The following is an 18,636-nucleotide window of genomic DNA, read 5'->3' as shown; positions in this document are numbered from 1 at the left end:
CTTAAGCTGAATTATCGCTGATAAAGATCAATAGGTTCGATTGGCCTTCGCCCCGGTTCTATGCAAGTCAGAACGGATAAGGCTGTTTCCAGTGTTCGAAAATCGGCTTTAGCTCGCCGCTTTTCACCAGCATCGCCATGCGCCCGTCAAACACCGCCATCAACCGGCGTCCGCGCTCGTTATCGGCAAAGCCTATGTAAAGCGGCAGTTCGACGAGGTGGGTGAGCGAGAACTGCGTGGGATCATCCGACTGACTGAGCACGTACTTGGCCTCGGTCAACGCATCGATGTAGAAATCGACCCGACCATGCTGCAGCATCGGCAGGATGCCGTCGCGCCGCTGGATCTGGTTGAAGCGCTTCACATTCGGCAAATACGCCTCGTATTGGTAGCCACGCACCCAGGCCAGACGGTAATTGCCCAGTGTAACGAGCGTGGGCGCCGGTTTGCCGGCGAGCCCGAGGGCGTAGATGTGGTCCGAATCGTAGTTCCAGTGCGGGTACAACACGCCCTTGGCTTCATCGCGATAAGCACCAACCCAGCCATCCACCTCGCCCCGCTGGGCCAGGCCGACCGAACGGGTGTAGGGCACGGTGCGGGTTTGCAGGGTGATCCCGGCCGGCTCGAACACCTGGCGCAGCACGTCCCAGGCCAGGCCGCTGCCGTCGGCATTGGTGTAGTCGTCCCAGGCTTCGCTGGCCAGCAGGACCTTGCCGGGCCCCTGCGCCTGCGCCATAGCCGTGAAGGCACACAGCAGTATCAGCAGCCAGCGGCGCACATCCATAGAGGTGACCTCCTAAAGGTCTTGTGTCCATTTGACTGCATAGAGGGTAGCGTAGCTCGCCGATTCAGGGCGTCTCGCCAAAATGCTGATAGCCGCGCAGGGCCGGGGTGATGTCTTGCCCATTGGCGTCGAGCAACGTCACGCCCTGCCCCGCCTCGACCCGGCCGATCACATGGATCGGCCAGCCGTCGGCCAACAATGGCGCAAGCGCCACGGGCGGCAGGGTGAACGCCAGCACGTAGTCGTCACCGCCACTCAGGGCCGCCACGCGGGCCGCGTCTTCGCCGACAAACGCCAGCAGCGCCACGGATAACGGCAGCTGCTCGCGCTCGATCAACAGGCTGACAGCCGATGCCTTGGCGATATGCCCGCAATCGGCCAGAAGCCCGTCGGAAATATCCATCGCCGACGTCGCCTTGCCTCGCAGCGCCAGCCCCAGCGCCAACTGCGGCTGCGGCGACCAGTAATGCGCCAGCAGCGGCTCGGCGATAGCCGCGTCGGCGCTGCGCTGCCCCAACACCAGCGGCAAGGCGCCGGCGGCATTGCCCAGCTCGCCGCCCACACACAGCAGGTCGCCCGGCTGCGCACCGCTGCGGGTCAACGCCTGCCCGGCCGGTACACGGCCAAACACGGTCAGGGTCAGGCTCAGCGGCCCACGTGTGGTGTCGCCGCCCACCAGCCCGACGCCGCAGCGCTGCGCCATGGCATTCAAACCCTGGGCATAGCGTTGCAGCCAATCGGCATCAACTGTCGGCGTGGTAAGGGCAAGGGTAAATGCGAGCGGGTGGGCGCCCATGGCAGCCAGGTCGCTCACCGCCACGGCCAGCGAGCGCTGGCCGAGCAGGAAGGGGTCACAGGGGTCGGCAAAATGCACGCCGGCCACCAATGTATCGGTAGAGACCGCCAGCTGCTCCCCGGCGGGGAGCGCCAGCAAGGCGCAGTCGTCGCCGATCCCCAGCGCAATACCTTCACCGCCCTGCGCACACGGCGCGGCGGCGAAGTAGTTGCGGATCAGCTCAAACTCGCCCAAAGCACTACAAGCGCAACTTAGCGCTTGTGTTCCTTCACTTCGGCTTCGCGCAGGCGCGGGGCCAGCTTGTCGAGCACACCGTTGACGAACTTGTGGCCGTCGGTCGAACCGTAGACTTTTGCCAGCTCGATACCTTCGTTGATCACCACGCGGTACGGCACGTCGACGCGCTTGAGCAGCTCCCAGGTGGACAGGCGCAGCACGGCCAGTTCAACCGGGTCGAGCTCTTCGAGGGTCAGGTCCAGGCACGGGGCCAGCGCAGTGTCGATCTCGGTCATATTGGCCGGAACACCGTGCAGGATGTCGTGGAAGTAGCTCTGATCGGCAAAGGTGAAGTCGTTATCGACGCGAAATTGCGCTTCGATCTCGTTCAGCGAAGTGCCGGCCATATGACGCTGGTACAGCGCCTGGGTGGCGAGCTGACGGGCCGCACGGCGCTTCTCGCTCTTGGACGGCTTGCCGGCGTCCGCTGGGCGTGGGTCGCGTGGGTTGAAACGATCGCTCTCGTCGGAAATCACTTGGCCTCCAACTGCGACAGCAGGCTGACCATTTCCAGCGCGGACAGGGCAGCTTCAGCGCCTTTGTTACCGGCCTTGGTGCCGGAACGCTCGATGGCTTGCTCGATGGAATCCACGGTCAGCACGCCGAAAGCAACCGGCACGCCGAACTCCATGGACACCTGGGCCAGGCCCTTGGTGCATTCGCCAGCCACGTATTCGAAGTGCGGAGTGCCGCCACGAATGACCGCGCCCAGGGCGATGATCGCCGCGTATTCACCCTGTTGTGCAACTTTTTGCGCAACCAGTGGAATTTCGAAGGCGCCAGGGGCGCGGATGATAGTGATGTCGCTCTCGCTCACACCGTGGCGAACCAGGGCGTCCACGGCACCGCTTACCAGGCTTTCAACCACGAAGCTGTTGAAGCGGCCAACCACCAGGGCATAGCGGCCTTTGGGGGCGATGAAGGTACCTTCGATGGTCTTCAGGGTCATTCGACAAATCTCTTAAAGAGCCGGGACGCGAAAAGTGCGTCCCTCAGTGATGATTTAACCGCGAACAAGGGGCAAAAAGCGCCAGCCTTTATTCGGAGGGCACGTATTCTACAACTTCCAGGTCGAAACCGGATATCGCATTAAATTTCATCGGTGCGCTCATCAGGCGCATTTTGCGCACACCGAGGTCACGCAGGATCTGCGAACCGGCACCGACGATGCTGTAAGTGGTCGGCGTTTTGACCTGTGTGTGCTCGGCGGTTTCGCGAATATGCGCGAGCAATACATCGCCATCCACCGGGTTACCCAACAGCAGCACCACACCGCTGCCGGCCTCGGACACCGCGGCCATGGCGGCCCGCAGGCTCCAGCGGCCCGGTTGCTTGACCATCAACAGGTCGCGCAGCGGGTCCATGTTGTGCACGCGCACCAGGGTCGGTTCGTCGGCGCAAATGCTGCCCAGGGTCAGCGCCATGTGCACGTCGCCTTCCACCGAATCACGGTAGGTCACCAGATTGAATTGGCCCAGTTCGCTGTCCAGTGGCTGCTCGGCAATCCGCTGAACGGTACGTTCGTGGATCATGCGGTAGTGAATCAGGTCGGCGATGGTGCCGATCTTGATGTCGTGTTCGGCGGCAAACGCCTCGAGTTCGGCGCGACGGGCCATGGTGCCGTCGTCGTTCATCACTTCGCAGATCACGCCGCTCGGCTCGAACCCGGCCATGCGCGCCAGGTCGCAGGCGGCTTCGGTATGGCCGGCGCGAGCAAGGGTACCGCCCGGTTGGGCCATCAGCGGGAAGATATGGCCCGGGCTGACGATATCTTCAGCCTTGGCGTCTTTCGCGGCAGCCGCTTGCACCGTGCGGGCGCGGTCGGCGGCGGAGATCCCGGTGGTGACGCCGGTGGTCGCTTCAATCGATACGGTGAACTTGGTGCCGAAACCCGACCCGTTGCGCGGCGCCATCAACGGCAACTTGAGCAACTCGCAGCGCTCGCGGCTCATGGGCATGCAGATCAGCCCACGGGCGTGCTTGGCCATGAAGTTGATGTGCTCAGGCTTGCAAGCCTCGGCGGCCATGATGATGTCGCCTTCGTTCTCGCGGTCTTCGTCATCCATCAGGATGACCATCTTGCCTTGGCGGATGTCTTCAACCAGTTCTTCGATGCTATTGAGCGCCACGCGGCACCCCCTTGGTCAGGATTTCAGGTAGCCATTGGCGGCTAGAAAACTTTCGGTGATGTTTCCTGATGCAGGCTCTGCGGCCTTATCGCCCATCAGCAGGCGCTCCAGGTAACGGGCAAGCAAGTCGACTTCCAGGTTCACCCGGCGACCTGGCTGGTACGAGGCCATGATGGTTTCGCTCAGGGTGTGGGGAATGATGGTCAGTTCAAATTCAGCGCCATTCACCGCGTTCACGGTCAGGCTGGTGCCGTCGACGGTGATCGAGCCTTTGTGGGCAATGTACTTGGCCAGCTCTTTGGGCGCACGGATACGGAACTCCACGGCACGTGCGTTTTCGCTGCGAGCAACCACTTCGCCGACGCCGTCGACGTGGCCGCTGACCAAGTGGCCACCCAGGCGGGTGGTCGGGGTCAGGGCTTTTTCCAGGTTGACCGGGCTGCCGGCTTTGAGGTCGTTCATCGCGGTGCAGTCCAGGGTTTCGCGGCTGACATCGGCAGCAAAGCCGTTACCCGGCAGCTCGATAACGGTCAGGCACACGCCGCTGACGGCGATGCTGTCGCCCAGCTTGACGTCGCCGAGGTCGAGCTTGCCGGTTTCAACCAGCAGGCGCACGTCGCCGCCTTTGGGGGTCATGGCGCGGATGCTGCCAATGGATTCGATAATGCCGGTGAACATGGCCTTCTCCTGGAAAACGGTGCGGGCACCTGAGCGCCCGGTCAGAATTATACGCTCGCTGCTGGCACCGGGATGGCAGTGACTCGCCAGTCGTCGCCTACAGCGCGCATTTCAGTGATCTTGAGTTGGGGGGCGTCGGCGAGTTTCTCAAGCGGCCAGTCCAGCAACGGCCGGGCGGCGGAGCCCAGGAACTTGCCGGCAACGAATATCACGTACTCGTCCACCAGGCCCTGCTGGGCAAACGCGCCCGCCAGGCTGGGGCCGGCTTCTACCAGCACTTCGTTGACGCCACGCGCCGCCAGGGCGACGAGCGCCGAGCGCAAGTCGACCTGGCCCTCTACGCCCGGCACCACCAGGCACTCCGGACCACGGGGAAACTGGTTTTCCGCGGTGACACAGGTAATGACCAGCGCCGGGCCAGCCTTGAAAAACGGTGCATTAAGCGGCACCCGCAGGCGGCCGTCGATCAGCACGCGCAGCGGTGGGCGCGACATGGCCAGGGCGGTGGTGGCTTCGTCCAGGGCCAATTCGGCGGCGCGTACGGTCAGGCGCGCACCATCGGCCAGCACCGTGTCGGCACCGGTCAGCACCACGCTGGCCTCGGCGCGCAGGCGCTGCACGGCGGCGCGGGCAGCCGGGCCGGTGATCCATTGGCTTTCGCCGCTGGCCATCGCGGTGCGGCCGTCCAGGCTCATCGCCAGCTTGACCCGCACAAACGGCAGGCCGTGTTCCATGCGCTTGAGGAAGCCCTGGTTGAGGGCCCGAGCTTCGCCTTCCAACACCCCGCTGCGTGTCTCGATCCCGGCCTGGGCCAGGCGCTGCATGCCGCGCCCGGCGACTTCCGGGTTGGGGTCCTGCATGGCCGCGACCACCCGCGCCAGCCCGGCCGTCACCAACGCATCGGCGCACGGCGGGGTGTGCCCATAGTGGCTGCACGGTTCGAGAGTGACGTAGGCCGTGGCGCCGCGGGCCTTGTCACCGGCAGCGCGCAGGGCGTGCACTTCGGCATGCGGCTCGCCGGTGCGCACATGCCAGCCTTCGCCGACGATCTGCCCATCGCGCACAATCACGCAGCCCACCCGTGGGTTGGGGTGAGTGGTGTACAGGCCCTGGCGCGCCAGTTCGAGGGCGCGGGCCATGTAATGGGCGTCGAGGACGGCTTGTTCAGCAGAAGGTGGGGTCATTTCTTTACCGGCTCACGGGCCAGGCGGTCGATCTCTTCGCGGAACTCATTGAGGTCCTGGAAGCGTCGATACACCGAGGCGAAACGGATATAGGCGACTTCGTCGAGCTTTTGCAGCTCGCCCATCACCAGTTCTCCAACCACCAGGCTCTTGATTTCGCGCTCACCGGTGGCGCGCAGCTTGTGCTTGATATGCACCAGCGCCGCCTCCAGCCGCTCGACACTCACCGGGCGTTTTTCCAGGGCGCGCTGCATACCGGCGCGCAGTTTGTCTTCGTCGAAAGGCTGGCGACTGCCGTCGGACTTGATCAGACGCGGCAATACCAGTTCGGCAGTTTCGAAGGTGGTGAAACGTTCACCGCAGCCAGAGGCCAGGCATTCACGCCGGCGACGAACCTGATCGCCCTCGGCGACCAGACGCGAGTCAATGACCTTGGTGTCGTTGGCACCGCAGAAGGGACAGTGCATGGTGGCAGGCAACAAAAAAAGGGAGGGCCATGGTAGCGCATCCCTGTGGCAAGACAAGCCATAGCCTTTACGGTATATAGGCTGACTATTATGTTTCATATTTTTTAAGCCACGGATTTTGTCCTTTTCTGGAGCCGTACATGCAGTTACGACCACTTGTTTTACTCACCCTGTTCAGTGTTCTGGTCGCCTGCAGCAGCGAAGCCCCTAAGCCTGCCGCCCCTCAGCCAACGCCAACCCAAGAGAAAAAAGTCCCCGGCATTGAAGACATGGGCCCCCTGCCCGCCTTTCAGCGGGAAATCAGCGGCAGCCTGACCAACGTCCCGGCCGGTGCCGAAGTCGAAATGGCACTGCTGGTGATCGATGACCGCTCGCGCCCGCAACAATTGCTGGCCAGCAGCGTACTGACCGGCAATGGCCAGCCCCTGGCCTTCCGCCTGCGCTACAACCCCGAGGCGTTTCCGGCCGGTGCGCGGGTTGAATTGCGCGGTCGCGCCAGCCAGTCCGGCCAGTTGATCCTGCACCTGCCTGCGGTGCGCATCACCCAGCCGATCACCCAGACCACCGGCCCCCTGCAACTCGTCAAGGCACCATGACCCCACCGCTGGGCCTGCAAGCGGAGCTGAGCGAACTGATCGGCGACGCGCAACTGGTGCCCTGCCCGCTGCCGGGCACCGCGCTGTCGTTGTGGCTGCTGGATGCGGACAACATGGACCGCGCCTTCAGCCCCGAGGAAACCCGGCGCATCCTGCATGAGCCGCCCTACTGGAGTTTTTGCTGGGCCAGCGGCCTGGCGCTGGCGCGCTACCTGGCGGCGAACCCGGAGTGGGTCGCGGGCAAACGCGTGCTGGATTTCGGCGCAGGCTCCGGCGTGGCCGGGATTGCCGCCGCCAAGGCCGGGGCCCTCGAAGTGGTGGCCTGCGACCTGGACCCGCTGGCGTTGGCTTCCTGCCGGGCGAACGCCGAGCTGAATGGTGTTGAATTGGGTTATTCAGCGGACTTCTTTGCCGAAGCAGACCGCTTCGACCTGATCCTGGTCGCCGACGTGCTCTACGACCGGGCGAACCTGCCGCTGCTGGACCAGTTCCTGACCCGAGGCCGCGACGCGCTGGTGGCGGATTCGCGGGTGCGCGATTTCCAGCACCCGGCGTATCAGCGGCTGGAAATCCTTGATGCCCTGACGCTGCCGGATTTGGCCGAGCCTTGGGAATTTCGCAAGGTGAGTCTGTACCATTCGCGGCGCTCTTGAGGCCATCGTGGGCAAGCCCACTGCCACACTTGGCCGCATTCCTCTGTGGGAGCTCATCAACCAAGCTTTCAGCCAACCTCGCCAGCCCTTATAGTTGCCCCATTCCCGCTTTATTCGAGACGCCCCATGAGTGAGCCCACGCCGTACATCTTCGATGTCACCACCGCCAACTTTGACCAGGCGGTGATCCAGAACTCCTTCGAAAAACCCGTGCTTGTGGATTTCTGGGCCGAGTGGTGTGCGCCGTGCAAGGCGTTGATGCCGCTGTTGGCGCAGATTGCCGAGAGTTATCAGGGCGAACTGCTGCTGGCCAAGGTCGATTGCGAGGCTGAGCAGGATATCGTTGCGCGCTTCGGCATTCGCAGCCTGCCGACGGTGGTGTTGTTCAAGGATGGCCAACCGGTGGACGGGTTTGCCGGGGCACAGCCGGAATCGGCAGTGCGGGCGATGCTTGAGCCGCATGTGCAGATGCCGCCACCGGCCGCGGCTGACCCGCTGGAACAGGCCCAGGCACTGTTTGCCGACGGCCGCATCAGCGACGCCGAAGCGGTGCTGGTCGCGCTGCTGGGCGAAGACAACACCAACGCCGCCGCGCTGATTCTGTATGCGCGCTGCCTGGCCGAACGCGGTGAGCTGGGTGAAGCCCAGGCCGTACTGGACGCCGTGAAGAGTGACGATCACAAGGCCGCACTGGCCGGGGCCAAGGCGCAGATCACCTTCCTGCGCCAGGCAGCCGACCTGCCGGACGCCGCCGACTTGAAAAGCCGCCTGGCGCAAAACCCCCAGGACGACGAAGCAGCCTATCAACTGGCCATCCAGCAACTGGCGCGCCAGCAATACGACGCGGCGCTGGAAGGCTTGCTCAAGCTGTTTATCCGCAACCGCAGCTACGACGAGGGTTTGCCGCACAAGACCTTGCTGCAGGTGTTCGAACTGCTGGGCAATGATCACCCGCTGGTGACCGTGTACCGCCGCAAGTTGTTCGCCGCGTTGTACTAATCGCCGACCCAGCTGTACAGCGGCGTATCCCCGCCGCTGCTCACCTTGACCTTGGCGCTATGGCGCAGGCGCACCAGCAGGCGCTTGCCCGCCGAGGCATCGCCGGCCAAGCCTTCCAGTTGGTCGAGCAATTCCAGGCCGTTGAGTTGGCCCGCGTTGCGCAACAGGTCCTGGGCGTTCTGCCACAGGTCATCATTGTGCTTGACCGGCGCCACTGGCGCGGCGGCCGCACTGGCCACCGGGGCCGCCTGCAATTGCGCGCCGAGCCGGGCCCAATCGCCGTCGTCCAGCTCCAGGGTCAAGTCCACCGGCAGGTCGCCGACGGTTCCACGAATTCGCAACATCGTCCTTACTCCTGCACTTTTCTGACAGGCATGCTCCCATGCGGCTTGCGCAACGCCAAGCGGGCGGTCAAACTCTGACAATATTGTTATAAGATCACATAACATAACTTTCATGTTCTGGAGCCTTCTCATGCGCCGTCTGCTGCTCGCTTTGCCGTTTGCCCTGTTGCCACTGGCCATCGCCCATGCGGCGGATGAACACGATCATGAACATGAACACGGCAGCCTCGGCGCCCACGAGCACGGCGTCGGCCGCCTTAACGCGGTGCTCGACGGCCCGGCCCTGGAGCTTGAGCTGGACAGCCCGGCGATGAACCCGGTGGGCTTCGAACACCTGGCCACCACTGCTGCCGACAAAGCCAAGGTCGCCGCCGCACGCAAGCAGCTGGAAAACCCGCTGGCCCTGTTCAACCTGCCCAAGGCCGCCGGTTGCGTGATCAGCACCCAGGAACTCAACAGTCCGCTGTTCGGTGACAAGCCAGAAGCTGATCACGACGATGATGATCACGATGAAGACGCCAAAGGCGCAGCCCACGAACATCATCACGACCACAGCGAAATCCACGCCCACTACCAATTCACGTGCGCCACGCCGACGGCCCTGAGCAACCTGGACCTGACCCAGGTGTTCAAGACCTTCCCCGCCACCCAGAAAATTCAGGTACAACTGATCGGCCCGAGCGGCCAGCAAGGTGTTGAAGCAACGGCCACAGCAGCCACCCTGAAATTCTGATTTGAAACCCAATCACTGTGGGAGCTGGCTTGCCTGCGATCCAGGCGCTGCGGTATATCGGGCACACTGCGGCGCTGCCATCGCAGGCAAGCCTGCTCCCACAGGGTTTTGCGCCATTTTTGAGACCTGTGATTTCCAATGACCCAAGCGTTAATCGAACTGTCTGACCTGGGCTTCAACTGGCCCGGGCACCCCCAGTTGCTGGACATCCCCGCGTTTCGCCTGGAAGCGGGGAAACCCTGTTTCTCAAAGGCCCGAGCGGCAGTGGCAAAACCACGTTGCTCGGCCTGCTGGGCGGCGTGCAGAAGCCCAGTCGAGGCAGCATCCGCCTGCTCGGCCAGGAGCTGACCGACCTCTCGGCCGGCGCCCGCGATCGCTTTCGCGTCGACCACACCGGCTATATTTTCCAGCAGTTCAACCTGCTGCCGTTCCTGTCGGTGCGCGAGAACGTCGAGTTGCCCTGCCACTTTTCCAAGCTGCGTGCGCAGCGGGCCGTCCAGCGCCATGGGAGTGTCGATCAGGCTGCCGCGACCTTGCTCGCGCATTTGGGTTTGAAGGATAAAGACCTGCTGGAGCGCCGCGCCGACTCGCTGTCCATCGGCCAACAGCAACGGGTGGCCGCCGCCCGTGCGCTGATCGGCCAGCCGGAACTGGTGATCGCCGACGAACCCACCTCGGCCCTGGACTACGACGCCCGCGAGGCCTTCATTCAACTGCTGTTCGCCGAATGCCGCGACGCTGGCGCCAGCCTGTTGTTTGTCAGCCACGACCAGAGCCTGGCTTCGCTGTTCGACCGCAACCTGTCGCTGGCCGAACTCAATCGCGCCGCCACGCCCGCAGAGGTTTGAGATGTATCTGTTTCGTCTAGCCATGGCCAGCCTGGCTAACCGCCGCTTTACCGCGATCCTCACCGCTTTCGCCATCGCGCTTTCTGTCTGCTTGTTGCTCGCAGTGGAGCGCGTGCGCGTTGAGGCGCGCAACAGTTTCGCCAGCACCATCAGCGGCACCGACCTGATCGTCGGCGCACGCTCGGGCTCGGTCAACCTGCTGCTGTACTCGGTGTTTCGCATCGGCAACGCCACCAACAATATCCGCTGGGACAGCTTCGAGCACTTTGCCGCCAGCCCGCAGGTGAAATGGGCGATTCCGATTTCCCTCGGCGACTCCCACCGCGGCTACCGCGTGATGGGCACCAACGAATCCTACTTCGAGCATTACCAGTACGGCCGCAAACAGAACCTCGAACTGGCCAGCGGCCGCGCCTTCGCCACCGACCCGTTTGAAGTGGTGCTCGGCGCCGAAGTGGCCGACGCGCTGCACTACAAGCTCGGCGACAAGCTGGTGCTGGCCCACGGCGTGGCGGTGGTCAGCCTGGTGAAACACGATGACAAACCGTTCACCGTGGTCGGCATTCTCAAGCGCACCGGCACCCCGGTGGACCGCACGCTGCACATCAGCCTCGGCGGTATGGAGGCGATTCATATCGACTGGCACAACGGCGTGCCGGCCCAGGGCAAAGGCCGTATCAGCGCCGATCAGGCGCGCAATATGGACCTGACCCCGCAGGCCATCACCGCGTTTATGCTTGGCCTGAACAACAAGATTTCCACCTTCGCGCTGCAACGCGAGATCAATGAATTCCGTGGTGAGCCGATGCTGGCGATCCTGCCCGGCGTGGCGCTGCAAGAGCTGTGGAGCATGATGGGCACCGCCGAAAAAGCGCTGTTCGTGATTTCGCTGTTCGTGGTGCTGACCGGCCTGATCGGCATGCTCACGGCGATCCTCACCAGCCTCAACGAGCGCCGCCGCGAAATGGCCATATTGCGCTCGGTGGGCGCACGGCCGTGGCACATCGCAACGTTGCTGATCTTCGAAGCCTTCGCCCTGGCCTTGTCCGGCGTCGTCGCAGGCGTGGGGTTGCTGTATGTGTGCATTGGCGCGTCACGCGGTTATCTGCAGGCCAATTACGGCCTGGACCTGCCGATGTCGTGGCCCAGCGAATATGAATGGACCTTGCTCGCCGGTATCCTGGCCGCAGCGCTGTTGATGGGCAGCGTGCCCGCGTGGCGCGCCTACCGACAATCCCTGGCCGATGGCCTGTCGATACGTTTATGAGGAAGGCTGTGATGCGTCGCGCTCTGTTTGCGTTATTGCTGCTGGTGGCCGTGCCTGTCTGGGCCGAAGAGCAGCCCAAGGACTTGTCCTGGCAGGAGATGATCCCGCCGGACGCGCCGCCGGAAATCCCCAATATGAAACCGCTGCACGACCTGTCGAACATGGCCGGTGCCATGTCCGTCGAGGCCGCGCCTGCGGCCAAACAGGACCTGCCCAACGCGCCGGTGGTGCAGAGCCTGGACGGCCAGCACATCCGCCTGCCGGGGTATATCGTGCCGCTGGAAGTCAGCGAAGAAGGCCGCACCACCGAGTTTCTACTGGTGCCGTATTTCGGCGCGTGCATCCATGTGCCGCCGCCGCCGTCGAACCAGATCGTGCACGTGAAAAGCGAAGTCGGGGTGAAGCTCGACGAGCTGTATCAGCCGTATTGGATCGAGGGTGCGATGCAGGTCAAACCCTCCAGCAGCGAACTGGCCGACGCCGGTTACCAGATGGATGCCGAGAAGATTTATATCTACGAACTGCCGGAATAGCCCTGCTCAAGAACGCTGAAGATCCCATGTGGGAGCGGGCTTGCTCGCGAACGCGTAGTGTCAGTCAGCAGGTTAATTGACTGATCCACCGTATTCGCGAGCAAGCCCGCTCCCACAGTTTTTGATCCGTGTTTACCCTTTCATTGAGCTGAATCAAAAGATCGAGCGGAACGATCTTTACCATTGGACGTACAACTTTTAACGTCCTTTTGGAGCTCCCATGAACAAGTCTCTGCTCGGCGCGTCCCTCTTCGCGCTCGCCCTCGCCGCCCCCGCCGTCCATGCTCACGAAGCGGGCGACATTCTGGTTCGCGCCGGTGCAATCACCGTGAACCCGAAAGCCGACAGCGGCCACGTGAAGGTTGACCAGGGCCCATTGGCGGGCGCCAACCTGGGCGGCAAGGCGACCATGAGCAGCGACACCCAACTGGGCCTCAACTTCGCCTACATGCTGACCAACCACGTGGGTATCGAACTGCTGGCCGCCACGCCGTTCGAGCACGACGTGAAGATCAAGGGCACCGCACTGGGCGCCGCCAACGGCAAGCTCGGCACTCTGAAACACCTGCCGCCGACCCTGAGCGTCGTGTACTACCCGCTGGACAACAAGTCGGCCTTCCAGCCGTATGTGGGCGCCGGCATCAACTACACCTGGATCTACGACGAACACGTCGGCAGCCGCGCCCAGGGCGCAGGCTTCAGCAACTTCAAGGCTGAGAACTCCTGGGGCTGGGCCGCACAGATCGGCGCCGACTACATGATCAACGACAAGTGGATGATCAACGCCCAGGCGCGCTACATCGACATCAGCACCAAGGCTACCGTGGACAACAACGCGTTGGGCCAGGGCACTCGCGCCAAGGTCAATATGGACGTGGACCCGATGGTCTACATGGTGGGGATCGGCTACAAATTTTAAGCAACACGCAATAACAAATGTGGGAGGGGCAAGTCGAATCGTCGCACCGCCCCTCCCACATTTAACCCCCCTGCCACATTGGGGTTTGTGTTGGCTTCAGCTATGGCGATAGAACCGGTCCAGCAACGCCGGTAACCCTGCCCGCCACGCCCGTGGCTTGATGCCGAAGGTGTGAAGGATTTTCTTGCAGGCGAGCACCGCGTGTTGCGGTTCTTCGCCGGCATCCGGCCGGGCCGCGTGGGCCTGGGCGGTGGGCGATTCGATCGCCAGCGGGTGAAAGTTGCGCGCTTCGGTGAGAATCGCCTGGCCCAGCGCCAACGGTGTGGTCGCTTCATGCCCGGCGTAGTGGTACGTGCCCCACAGCGGCGCCGCGCAATCGAGTTGCTTGAGCACCGAGATGATCACCCGCGCCGCGTCGTCCACCGGTGTCGGGTTGCCGCGCCGGTCATCGGCCATCAGCAATTCATCCGGTTTCTCGGCCCGCGACAGGAAGCGCCCGAGGGTGCCGTCGACACTGTCATCCAGCAGCCAGCCAAAGCGCAGCAGCACGTGTTGCGGGCAGGTGGCGCGCACACTCTGTTCGATGCGCCACAACGCCTGGCCACGCAGGCCCAGGGGCACCGGCTCGTCCTTTTCGCTGTAGGCGGTGGCGCGGGAGCCATCGAACACGCGGTAGCTGGACGGTTGCAGCAAGGTAATGTTGTGGTGCTGACACAATTCGGCCAGGCGTTCGATGGCGAACTCCTGGGCGGCCAGCCGTGTTTCGCTGACTGCTTCGGCCTGGAACCAGTCGAAATAGTAGGCGAGGTTGATCAACGCATCGGGACGGGTGTCGTCGAGCAATTGGGTGAGGCTCGCGGCATCCCAGCCGTCTTGGGGCGGTTTGGGTGCGAGGAAACCAATGTCTTCCTCTGCACCAAGGCGAATCAGCGCCTGCCCGAGGGCATTCCCGCCGCCCAGTAACATAAGGCGCATTCGCATAGATTGAGCAGGCCCGGTCTGTTTGGAACGTTGGTAATGATCGGCAGGCGTGTGAGCCTTGCCGTAGGTTGTTGCCAGAATCGTTGCATTTTGCGGGTTTGTAGCGCAACCGTCACTTATAAAGTGCGGGCTTGCAACTTGGCCCGCCTGGTCGCATATAAGGTTTATGAACCTTCCCGAATCAACCGACACGGTATTGGACGGTTTTCACCCCGCCGTCAGCGCCTGGTTCCGCAGCACCTTCCCCGCGGTGACCGGCGCCCAGGCTCAGGCGTGGCCGCTGATCCGCCAGCGCTGTTCGACGCTGATCGCCGCGCCCACCGGCTCCGGCAAGACGCTGACGGCGTTCCTCGCGGTGCTCGATGATCTGGTCCACCAGGGCCTGGCCAACGGCGGGCAACTGCCGGATGAGACGCTGGTGGTGTATGTGTCGCCGCTCAAGGCGCTGTCCAACGATATCCAGATCAACCTGCAAAACCCGCTGACGGGCATCACCGAGCAGTTGCAGGCGCTGGGCTTGCCGCCGCTGGTGATCCGCACCGCCGTGCGCACCGGCGACACCCCGCAAAAAGACCGCGCCCAGATGCGCAAGCGCCCGCCGCATATATTGGTGACCACTCCGGAATCGCTCTACGTGCTGCTGGGCTCGGATTCCGGCCGGCAAATGCTGGCCAGCACGCGCACGGTGATCGTCGACGAAATCCACGCCATCGCCGCCGGTAAACGCGGCAGCCACCTGGCCTTGAGCCTGGAACGCTTGCAAGGCTTGTGCACCGAGCCGCTGACCCGCATCGGTCTGTCAGCCACGCAAAAGCCGATTGAGGCGGTGTCGCGCTTTTTAGTGGGGACTGGCCGAGCCTGCGCCATTGTCGACATCGGCCACGCCCGCCCCCGCGACCTGGATATCGAGGTGCCGCCGGTGCCGCTTTCGGCAGTGATGGCCAACGACGTGTGGGCGCTGGTCTACGACCGCCTCGCCGAGCTGGCCCGCGAACACCGCACCACGCTGGTTTTCGTCAACACCCGCCGCATGGCCGAGCGCCTGGCGCGGCATTTGAGCGAACGCCTGGGCAAGACCGCCGTAGCGGCCCACCACGGCAGCCTGGCCAAGGAGCTGCGCCTGGACGCCGAGCAACGGCTCAAGGCCGGCGAGCTGCAAGTGCTGATAGCCACGGCGTCGCTAGAGCTGGGGATTGATATCGGCGATGTCGACCTGGTGTGCCAGATCGGCTCGCCCGGATCGATCAATGGCTTCCTGCAGAGGGTCGGCCGCTCCGGGCACCAGGTCGGCGGCACACCCAAGGGGCGCCTGTTTGCCACCACCCGCGATGACCTGATCGAATGCGCCGCCCTGCTCGACTGCGTGCGCCGGGGTGAGCTGGACACCTTGCACATACCGGTCGCGCCGCTGGATGTATTGGCCCAGCAAATCATCGCCGAAGTCAGCGCCCAGGAATGGTCGGAACCGGCGCTGCTGAAGCTCATCCACCGCGCCGCGCCCTATGCCGACCTGGATCAACGCCACTACCAGGCACTTCTGCAAATGCTCGCCGACGGCTACAACGGGCGTCAGGGCATCCGCAGCGCCTACCTGCACCGCGACGCCGTGACCCACACCCTGCGCGGCCGCCGTGGCGCGAGGCTGACGGCGGTGACCAGCGGCGGCACCATCCCCGATAACGCCGACTACAGTGTGTTGCTGGAGCCCCAAGCCCTGAATATCGGCAGCGTCAACGAAGACTTTGCGGTGGAAAGCATCGCCGGGGATATCTTCCAGCTCGGCAATACGTCCTATCGAATCCTGCGGGTCGAGGCCGGCAAAGTGCGGGTCGAGGACGCCCACGGCCAGCCGCCGACCATTCCTTTCTGGCTGGGCGAAGCGCCGGGGCGCAGCAATGAATTGTCAGCTGCCGTGGCGCGGTTCCAGGGGCACCTGGATGCCCTGCTCAGCGCCAGCCCCGGTGAGGTGCAACCGGCCCTCGACTGGCTCACCGCGACCCTGGGCCTGAACCACGCCATCGCCGAACAGATCCTCGACTACCTGGCCCGTGCGCGCCTGGCCCTGAGCGCCTTGCCGTCTCAGGACACGTTGATCATGGAGCGCTTTTTCGACGCGTCCGGCGGCACCCAACTGATTATCCACACCCCGTTCGGCAGCCGCATCAACCGCGCCTGGGGCCTGGCCCTGCGCAAGCGTTTTTGTCGCACCTTCAATTTCGAATTGCAGGCGGCGGCGAGTGAGAATGCGATCGTGCTGTCGCTGTCCACCAGCCACAGTTTCGAGCTGGATGAGGTGTGGCGCTATCTCAACAGCCACAGCGCTGAACACATCCTGATCCAGGCGGTGCTGGATGCGCCGCTGTTCGGCGTGCGCTGGCGCTGGAATGCCGGAGTGGCCCTGGCGTTGCCGCGCTATACCGGCGGGCGCAAGGTGGCGCCGCAGATCCAGCGCATGAAGAGCGAAGACCTGATCGCCAGCGTGTTCCCCGACCAGATCGCCTGCCTGGAAAACCTCGCCGGCGAGCGCGAAGTGCCCGAGCACCCGCTGGTGGAACAAACCCTCGACGACTGTCTGCACGAAGCCATGGACAGCACCGGCTGGCTGGCCCTGCTGCGGCGCATGGAAGCGGGCGACGTGCGCCTGATCAGCCGCGACCTGCCCGCGCCCTCGCCCATGGCTGCAGAAATTCTCAGCGCGCGCCCCTACACCTTTCTTGACGATGCCCCCCTCGAGGAGCGCCGCACCCAGGCCGTGCTCAACCGGCGCTGGAGCGACCCGCACAGCACCGACGACCTCGGTGCGCTGGATGCCGAGGCCATCGCCGGGGTACGCGAAGAAGCCTGGCCGGCACCAAATGGCCTGGACGAAATGCACGAGGCGCTGATGAGCCTGGCCTGCATCGCAGGCAGCGAAGCCACGCCACAATGGGCCAAGTGGCTGCACGCCTTGGCCAAAGCTGGGCGCGCCTATCAACTGAGTAACGGCCTGTGGGTGGCGGTGGAGCGCTTGAGTTGTTTGCAGGCGATCTATCCCCATAACTTGCCGCTATTGCCGGGTTTCGATGAGCCGTGGACCGTTGATGAAGCGCTGGTGGAGGTGTTGCGTGCGCGTCTGGGTGGCTTCGGCCCGTTGAGCCTGATCGAGATCGCCGCGCCCCTGGCGCTGCCGGTCGCCGATATCAGCCAGGCACTGGCGCGTCTGGAGCAGGAAGGCTACGTGCTGCGCGGCCATTTCAGCCCCGGCGTCACTGAAGAACAATGGTGCGAACGCCACCTGCTGGCGCGCATCCATCGCTACACGGTCAAGCGTCTGCGGCGCGAGATCGAGCCGGTGGCGTTGCAGGATTTCATGCGTTTTCTGTTCGACTGGCAGCACCTGTCCGACGGCACCCGTGGCCAGGGCAGCGCGATGCTGGCGCAAATTGTCGCGCAGTTCGAAGGCTATGCCGCCGCCACGTCCGCCTGGGACAGTGACATGCTCAGTGCGCGGCTCAAGGATTACTCATCCACCTGGCTCGACGAGTTGTGCCGCAGCGGCAAACTGGTGTGGACGCGTTTGAGCAACAAGGCCAGCGCGATGGCATTGCGCAGTACGCCGGTGGTGTTGCTGCCACGCAGCCAGGTGTCATTGTGGAGCGGGCTGACCGAACTCACCGACAGCGCCACGCTGTCGCCCAAGGCGCAAAAAGTCCACCTGGCCCTGCGCGAGAACGGCGCGCTGTTTTTTGACGAGCTGGTGCACGAAGCCCATCTGCTGCGCAGCGAACTGGAAACCGCCTTGCAGGAATTGGTGGGCGCAGGCCTGGTGAATGCCGACAGCTTTGCCGGCCTGCGCGCCCTGACCACGCCCGTCAGCAAACGCCAGGCGCGCAGCAGCCGGCGCGGGCGTGGAGCGTTTGTCGGCGGTATGGACGATGCCGGGCGCTGGGCCCTGGTGCGCCGCTCGCCAACCGCCGCAGGCCCGCATTCGGCAGAAACCCTGGAGCATGTGGCGATGACCCTGCTGCGCCGCTACGGCGTGGTGTTCTGGCGCTTGCTGGAGCGAGAGGCGGATTGGTTGCCGAACTGGCGCGAGCTGCTGCGTACGTTCCATCGCCTGGAAGCGCGGGGTGAGATTCGCGGCGGGCGATTTGTCAGCGGGTTGGCCGGTGAACAGTTCGCCTTGCCGGAAGCGATCCCGTTGTTGCGCGAAGTGCGACGCAGGCCGCATGACGGGAGTTTGATTGCGGTGTGTGGGGCGGATCCGCTGAACCTGAGTAGGCACGTTGTTACCGGGCAGCAAGGTGCCGGCCGTGAGTGGTAATCGGATTGTTTACCGCGATGGATTGCCGGCAGCGGTGAGGGTGGCCGGCAAGCAGCAGGTGTTGCTGGAGGTGGATCAGCAGGCGGTGCAGGAGAAGTTGATCCGGCATTGAAGTGGAGTGACTTTGAGGGCCTCTTCGCGAGCAA

17 protein-coding genes and 2 pseudogenes are annotated in these 18,636 nt (G+C 63.8%); 9 read left to right on the top strand and 10 right to left on the bottom strand.

The features are described from left to right. Positions 1-67 precede the first annotated feature (67 nt). The 8 genes from LRS56_29800 to nrdR all read right to left on the bottom strand — a co-directional run bounded on the left by LRS56_29800 (position 68) and on the right by nrdR (position 6,314). Positions 68-784 carry a transporter substrate-binding domain-containing protein gene (locus tag LRS56_29800; protein WDU62830.1) on the bottom strand — a complete coding sequence of 239 codons (717 nt, stop codon included), beginning with the start codon at positions 782-784 and terminating at the stop codon, positions 68-70. Between the two features lie 64 nt (positions 785-848). Further along, positions 849-1,814: a thiamine-phosphate kinase gene (gene thiL / locus LRS56_29795; GenBank protein WDU62829.1), complete on the bottom strand. Its 966-nt coding sequence runs from the start codon at positions 1,812-1,814 to the stop codon at positions 849-851. A gap of 17 nt (positions 1,815-1,831) precedes the next feature. After that, positions 1,832-2,332, bottom strand: a complete 501-nt coding sequence (gene nusB / locus LRS56_29790) for a transcription antitermination factor NusB (GenBank protein WDU62828.1) — start codon at positions 2,330-2,332, stop codon at positions 1,832-1,834. Next, positions 2,329-2,805, bottom strand: coding sequence for a 6,7-dimethyl-8-ribityllumazine synthase (ribE, locus tag LRS56_29785; GenBank protein WDU62827.1), 477 nt, complete (start codon positions 2,803-2,805; stop codon positions 2,329-2,331). Before ribE ends, nusB begins: the two co-directional genes overlap by 4 nt. A gap of 88 nt (positions 2,806-2,893) precedes the next feature. After that, entirely contained in the window at positions 2,894-3,985 is a 1,092-nt protein-coding gene (gene ribBA, locus LRS56_29780; protein ID WDU62826.1) for a bifunctional 3,4-dihydroxy-2-butanone-4-phosphate synthase/GTP cyclohydrolase II, read from the bottom strand. 15 nt (positions 3,986-4,000) lie between these two features. After that, positions 4,001-4,663, bottom strand: a complete 663-nt coding sequence (locus LRS56_29775; GenBank protein ID WDU62825.1) for a riboflavin synthase — start codon at positions 4,661-4,663, stop codon at positions 4,001-4,003. Between the two features lie 47 nt (positions 4,664-4,710). Further along, positions 4,711-5,847 (bottom strand): bifunctional diaminohydroxyphosphoribosylaminopyrimidine deaminase/5-amino-6-(5-phosphoribosylamino)uracil reductase RibD, encoded by a 1,137-nt coding sequence (gene ribD / locus LRS56_29770; protein WDU62824.1) that lies wholly within the window; start codon positions 5,845-5,847, stop codon positions 4,711-4,713. Then, positions 5,844-6,314 carry a transcriptional regulator NrdR gene (gene nrdR / locus LRS56_29765; protein WDU62823.1) on the bottom strand — a complete coding sequence of 157 codons (471 nt, stop codon included), beginning with the start codon at positions 6,312-6,314 and terminating at the stop codon, positions 5,844-5,846. Before nrdR ends, ribD begins: the two co-directional genes overlap by 4 nt. A 140-nt stretch (positions 6,315-6,454) precedes the next feature. Here nrdR and LRS56_29760 point away from each other — a divergent pair, with 140 nt between their 5' ends. From LRS56_29760 to trxA, 3 genes are all read left to right on the top strand, one after another. Beyond that, positions 6,455-6,910, top strand: a complete 456-nt coding sequence (locus LRS56_29760; GenBank protein WDU62822.1) for a YbaY family lipoprotein — start codon at positions 6,455-6,457, stop codon at positions 6,908-6,910. After that, positions 6,907-7,563, top strand: coding sequence for a 50S ribosomal protein L11 methyltransferase (locus LRS56_29755; protein ID WDU62821.1), 657 nt, complete (start codon positions 6,907-6,909; stop codon positions 7,561-7,563). The genes LRS56_29760 and LRS56_29755 overlap by 4 nt, the downstream gene beginning before the upstream one ends. Positions 7,564-7,689: 126 nt before the next feature. Beyond that, entirely contained in the window at positions 7,690-8,562 is an 873-nt protein-coding gene (gene trxA / locus LRS56_29750; GenBank protein ID WDU62820.1) for a thioredoxin, read from the top strand. Here trxA and LRS56_29745 read toward each other — a convergent pair. After that, entirely contained in the window at positions 8,559-8,906 is a 348-nt protein-coding gene (locus tag LRS56_29745; protein ID WDU62819.1) for a hypothetical protein, read from the bottom strand. The two genes, trxA and LRS56_29745, sit on opposite strands and share 4 nt — an antisense overlap. Positions 8,907-9,036: 130 nt before the next feature. Between LRS56_29745 and LRS56_29740 the strand changes: the two genes are divergently transcribed. The 5 genes and pseudogenes from LRS56_29740 to LRS56_29720 all read left to right on the top strand — a co-directional run bounded on the left by LRS56_29740 (position 9,037) and on the right by LRS56_29720 (position 13,206). Continuing rightward, complete coding sequence (locus tag LRS56_29740; GenBank protein ID WDU62818.1) at positions 9,037-9,639, top strand: DUF2796 domain-containing protein; 603 nt, start codon at positions 9,037-9,039, stop codon at positions 9,637-9,639. Between the two features lie 138 nt (positions 9,640-9,777). Then, positions 9,778-10,487: pseudogene (locus LRS56_29735) on the top strand (ABC transporter ATP-binding protein). 1 nt (position 10,488) lies between these two features. Continuing rightward, complete coding sequence (locus LRS56_29730) at positions 10,489-11,754, top strand: ABC transporter permease (GenBank protein WDU62817.1); 1,266 nt, start codon at positions 10,489-10,491, stop codon at positions 11,752-11,754. Positions 11,755-11,765: 11 nt separating this feature from the next. Further along, entirely contained in the window at positions 11,766-12,287 is a 522-nt protein-coding gene (locus tag LRS56_29725) for a DUF3299 domain-containing protein (protein ID WDU62816.1), read from the top strand. 220 nt (positions 12,288-12,507) lie between these two features. Further along, positions 12,508-13,206 carry an outer membrane beta-barrel protein gene (locus LRS56_29720; protein WDU62815.1) on the top strand — a complete coding sequence of 233 codons (699 nt, stop codon included), beginning with the start codon at positions 12,508-12,510 and terminating at the stop codon, positions 13,204-13,206. 96 nt (positions 13,207-13,302) lie between these two features. Here the strand turns inward: LRS56_29720 and LRS56_29715 are convergent, their stop codons facing one another. Continuing rightward, positions 13,303-14,187 carry a sugar nucleotide-binding protein gene (locus LRS56_29715; protein WDU62814.1) on the bottom strand — a complete coding sequence of 295 codons (885 nt, stop codon included), beginning with the start codon at positions 14,185-14,187 and terminating at the stop codon, positions 13,303-13,305. A gap of 166 nt (positions 14,188-14,353) precedes the next feature. Between LRS56_29715 and LRS56_29710 the strand changes: the two are divergent. Further along, positions 14,354-18,602, top strand: a pseudogene (locus tag LRS56_29710) (DEAD/DEAH box helicase). The last annotated feature ends 34 nt before the right edge of the window (positions 18,603-18,636 follow it).

Origin of the sequence: Pseudomonas poae (genome assembly GCA_028869255.1) — a bacterium.
GTDB classification, from domain to species: Bacteria; Pseudomonadota; Gammaproteobacteria; order Pseudomonadales; family Pseudomonadaceae; genus Aquipseudomonas; species Aquipseudomonas poae_C.
The sequence above is the reverse complement of the archived record's forward strand: the minus strand, read 5'-3'. Positions and strand labels throughout refer to the sequence as shown.

Bases quoted from the DNA above. Each gene is read 5' to 3' on its own strand.
- LRS56_29800 (WDU62830.1), bottom strand. From the start codon at position 784: ATGGATGTGCGCCGCTGGCTGCTGATACTGCTGTGTGCCTTCACGGCT.
- ribE (WDU62827.1), bottom strand. From the start codon at position 2,805: ATGACCCTGAAGACCATCGAAGGTACCTTCATCGCCCCCAAAGGCCGC.
- LRS56_29775 (WDU62825.1), bottom strand. From the start codon at position 4,663: ATGTTCACCGGCATTATCGAATCCATTGGCAGCATCCGCGCCATGACC.
- ribD (WDU62824.1), bottom strand. From the start codon at position 5,847: ATGACCCCACCTTCTGCTGAACAAGCCGTCCTCGACGCCCATTACATG.
- nrdR (WDU62823.1), bottom strand. From the start codon at position 6,314: ATGCACTGTCCCTTCTGCGGTGCCAACGACACCAAGGTCATTGACTCG.
- LRS56_29760 (WDU62822.1), top strand. From the start codon at position 6,455: ATGCAGTTACGACCACTTGTTTTACTCACCCTGTTCAGTGTTCTGGTC.
- LRS56_29755 (WDU62821.1), top strand. From the start codon at position 6,907: ATGACCCCACCGCTGGGCCTGCAAGCGGAGCTGAGCGAACTGATCGGC.
- trxA (WDU62820.1), top strand. From the start codon at position 7,690: ATGAGTGAGCCCACGCCGTACATCTTCGATGTCACCACCGCCAACTTT.
- LRS56_29745 (WDU62819.1), bottom strand. From the start codon at position 8,906: ATGTTGCGAATTCGTGGAACCGTCGGCGACCTGCCGGTGGACTTGACC.
- LRS56_29740 (WDU62818.1), top strand. From the start codon at position 9,037: ATGCGCCGTCTGCTGCTCGCTTTGCCGTTTGCCCTGTTGCCACTGGCC.
- LRS56_29730 (WDU62817.1), top strand. From the start codon at position 10,489: ATGTATCTGTTTCGTCTAGCCATGGCCAGCCTGGCTAACCGCCGCTTT.
- LRS56_29725 (WDU62816.1), top strand. From the start codon at position 11,766: ATGCGTCGCGCTCTGTTTGCGTTATTGCTGCTGGTGGCCGTGCCTGTC.
- LRS56_29720 (WDU62815.1), top strand. From the start codon at position 12,508: ATGAACAAGTCTCTGCTCGGCGCGTCCCTCTTCGCGCTCGCCCTCGCC.
- LRS56_29715 (WDU62814.1), bottom strand. From the start codon at position 14,187: ATGCGAATGCGCCTTATGTTACTGGGCGGCGGGAATGCCCTCGGGCAG.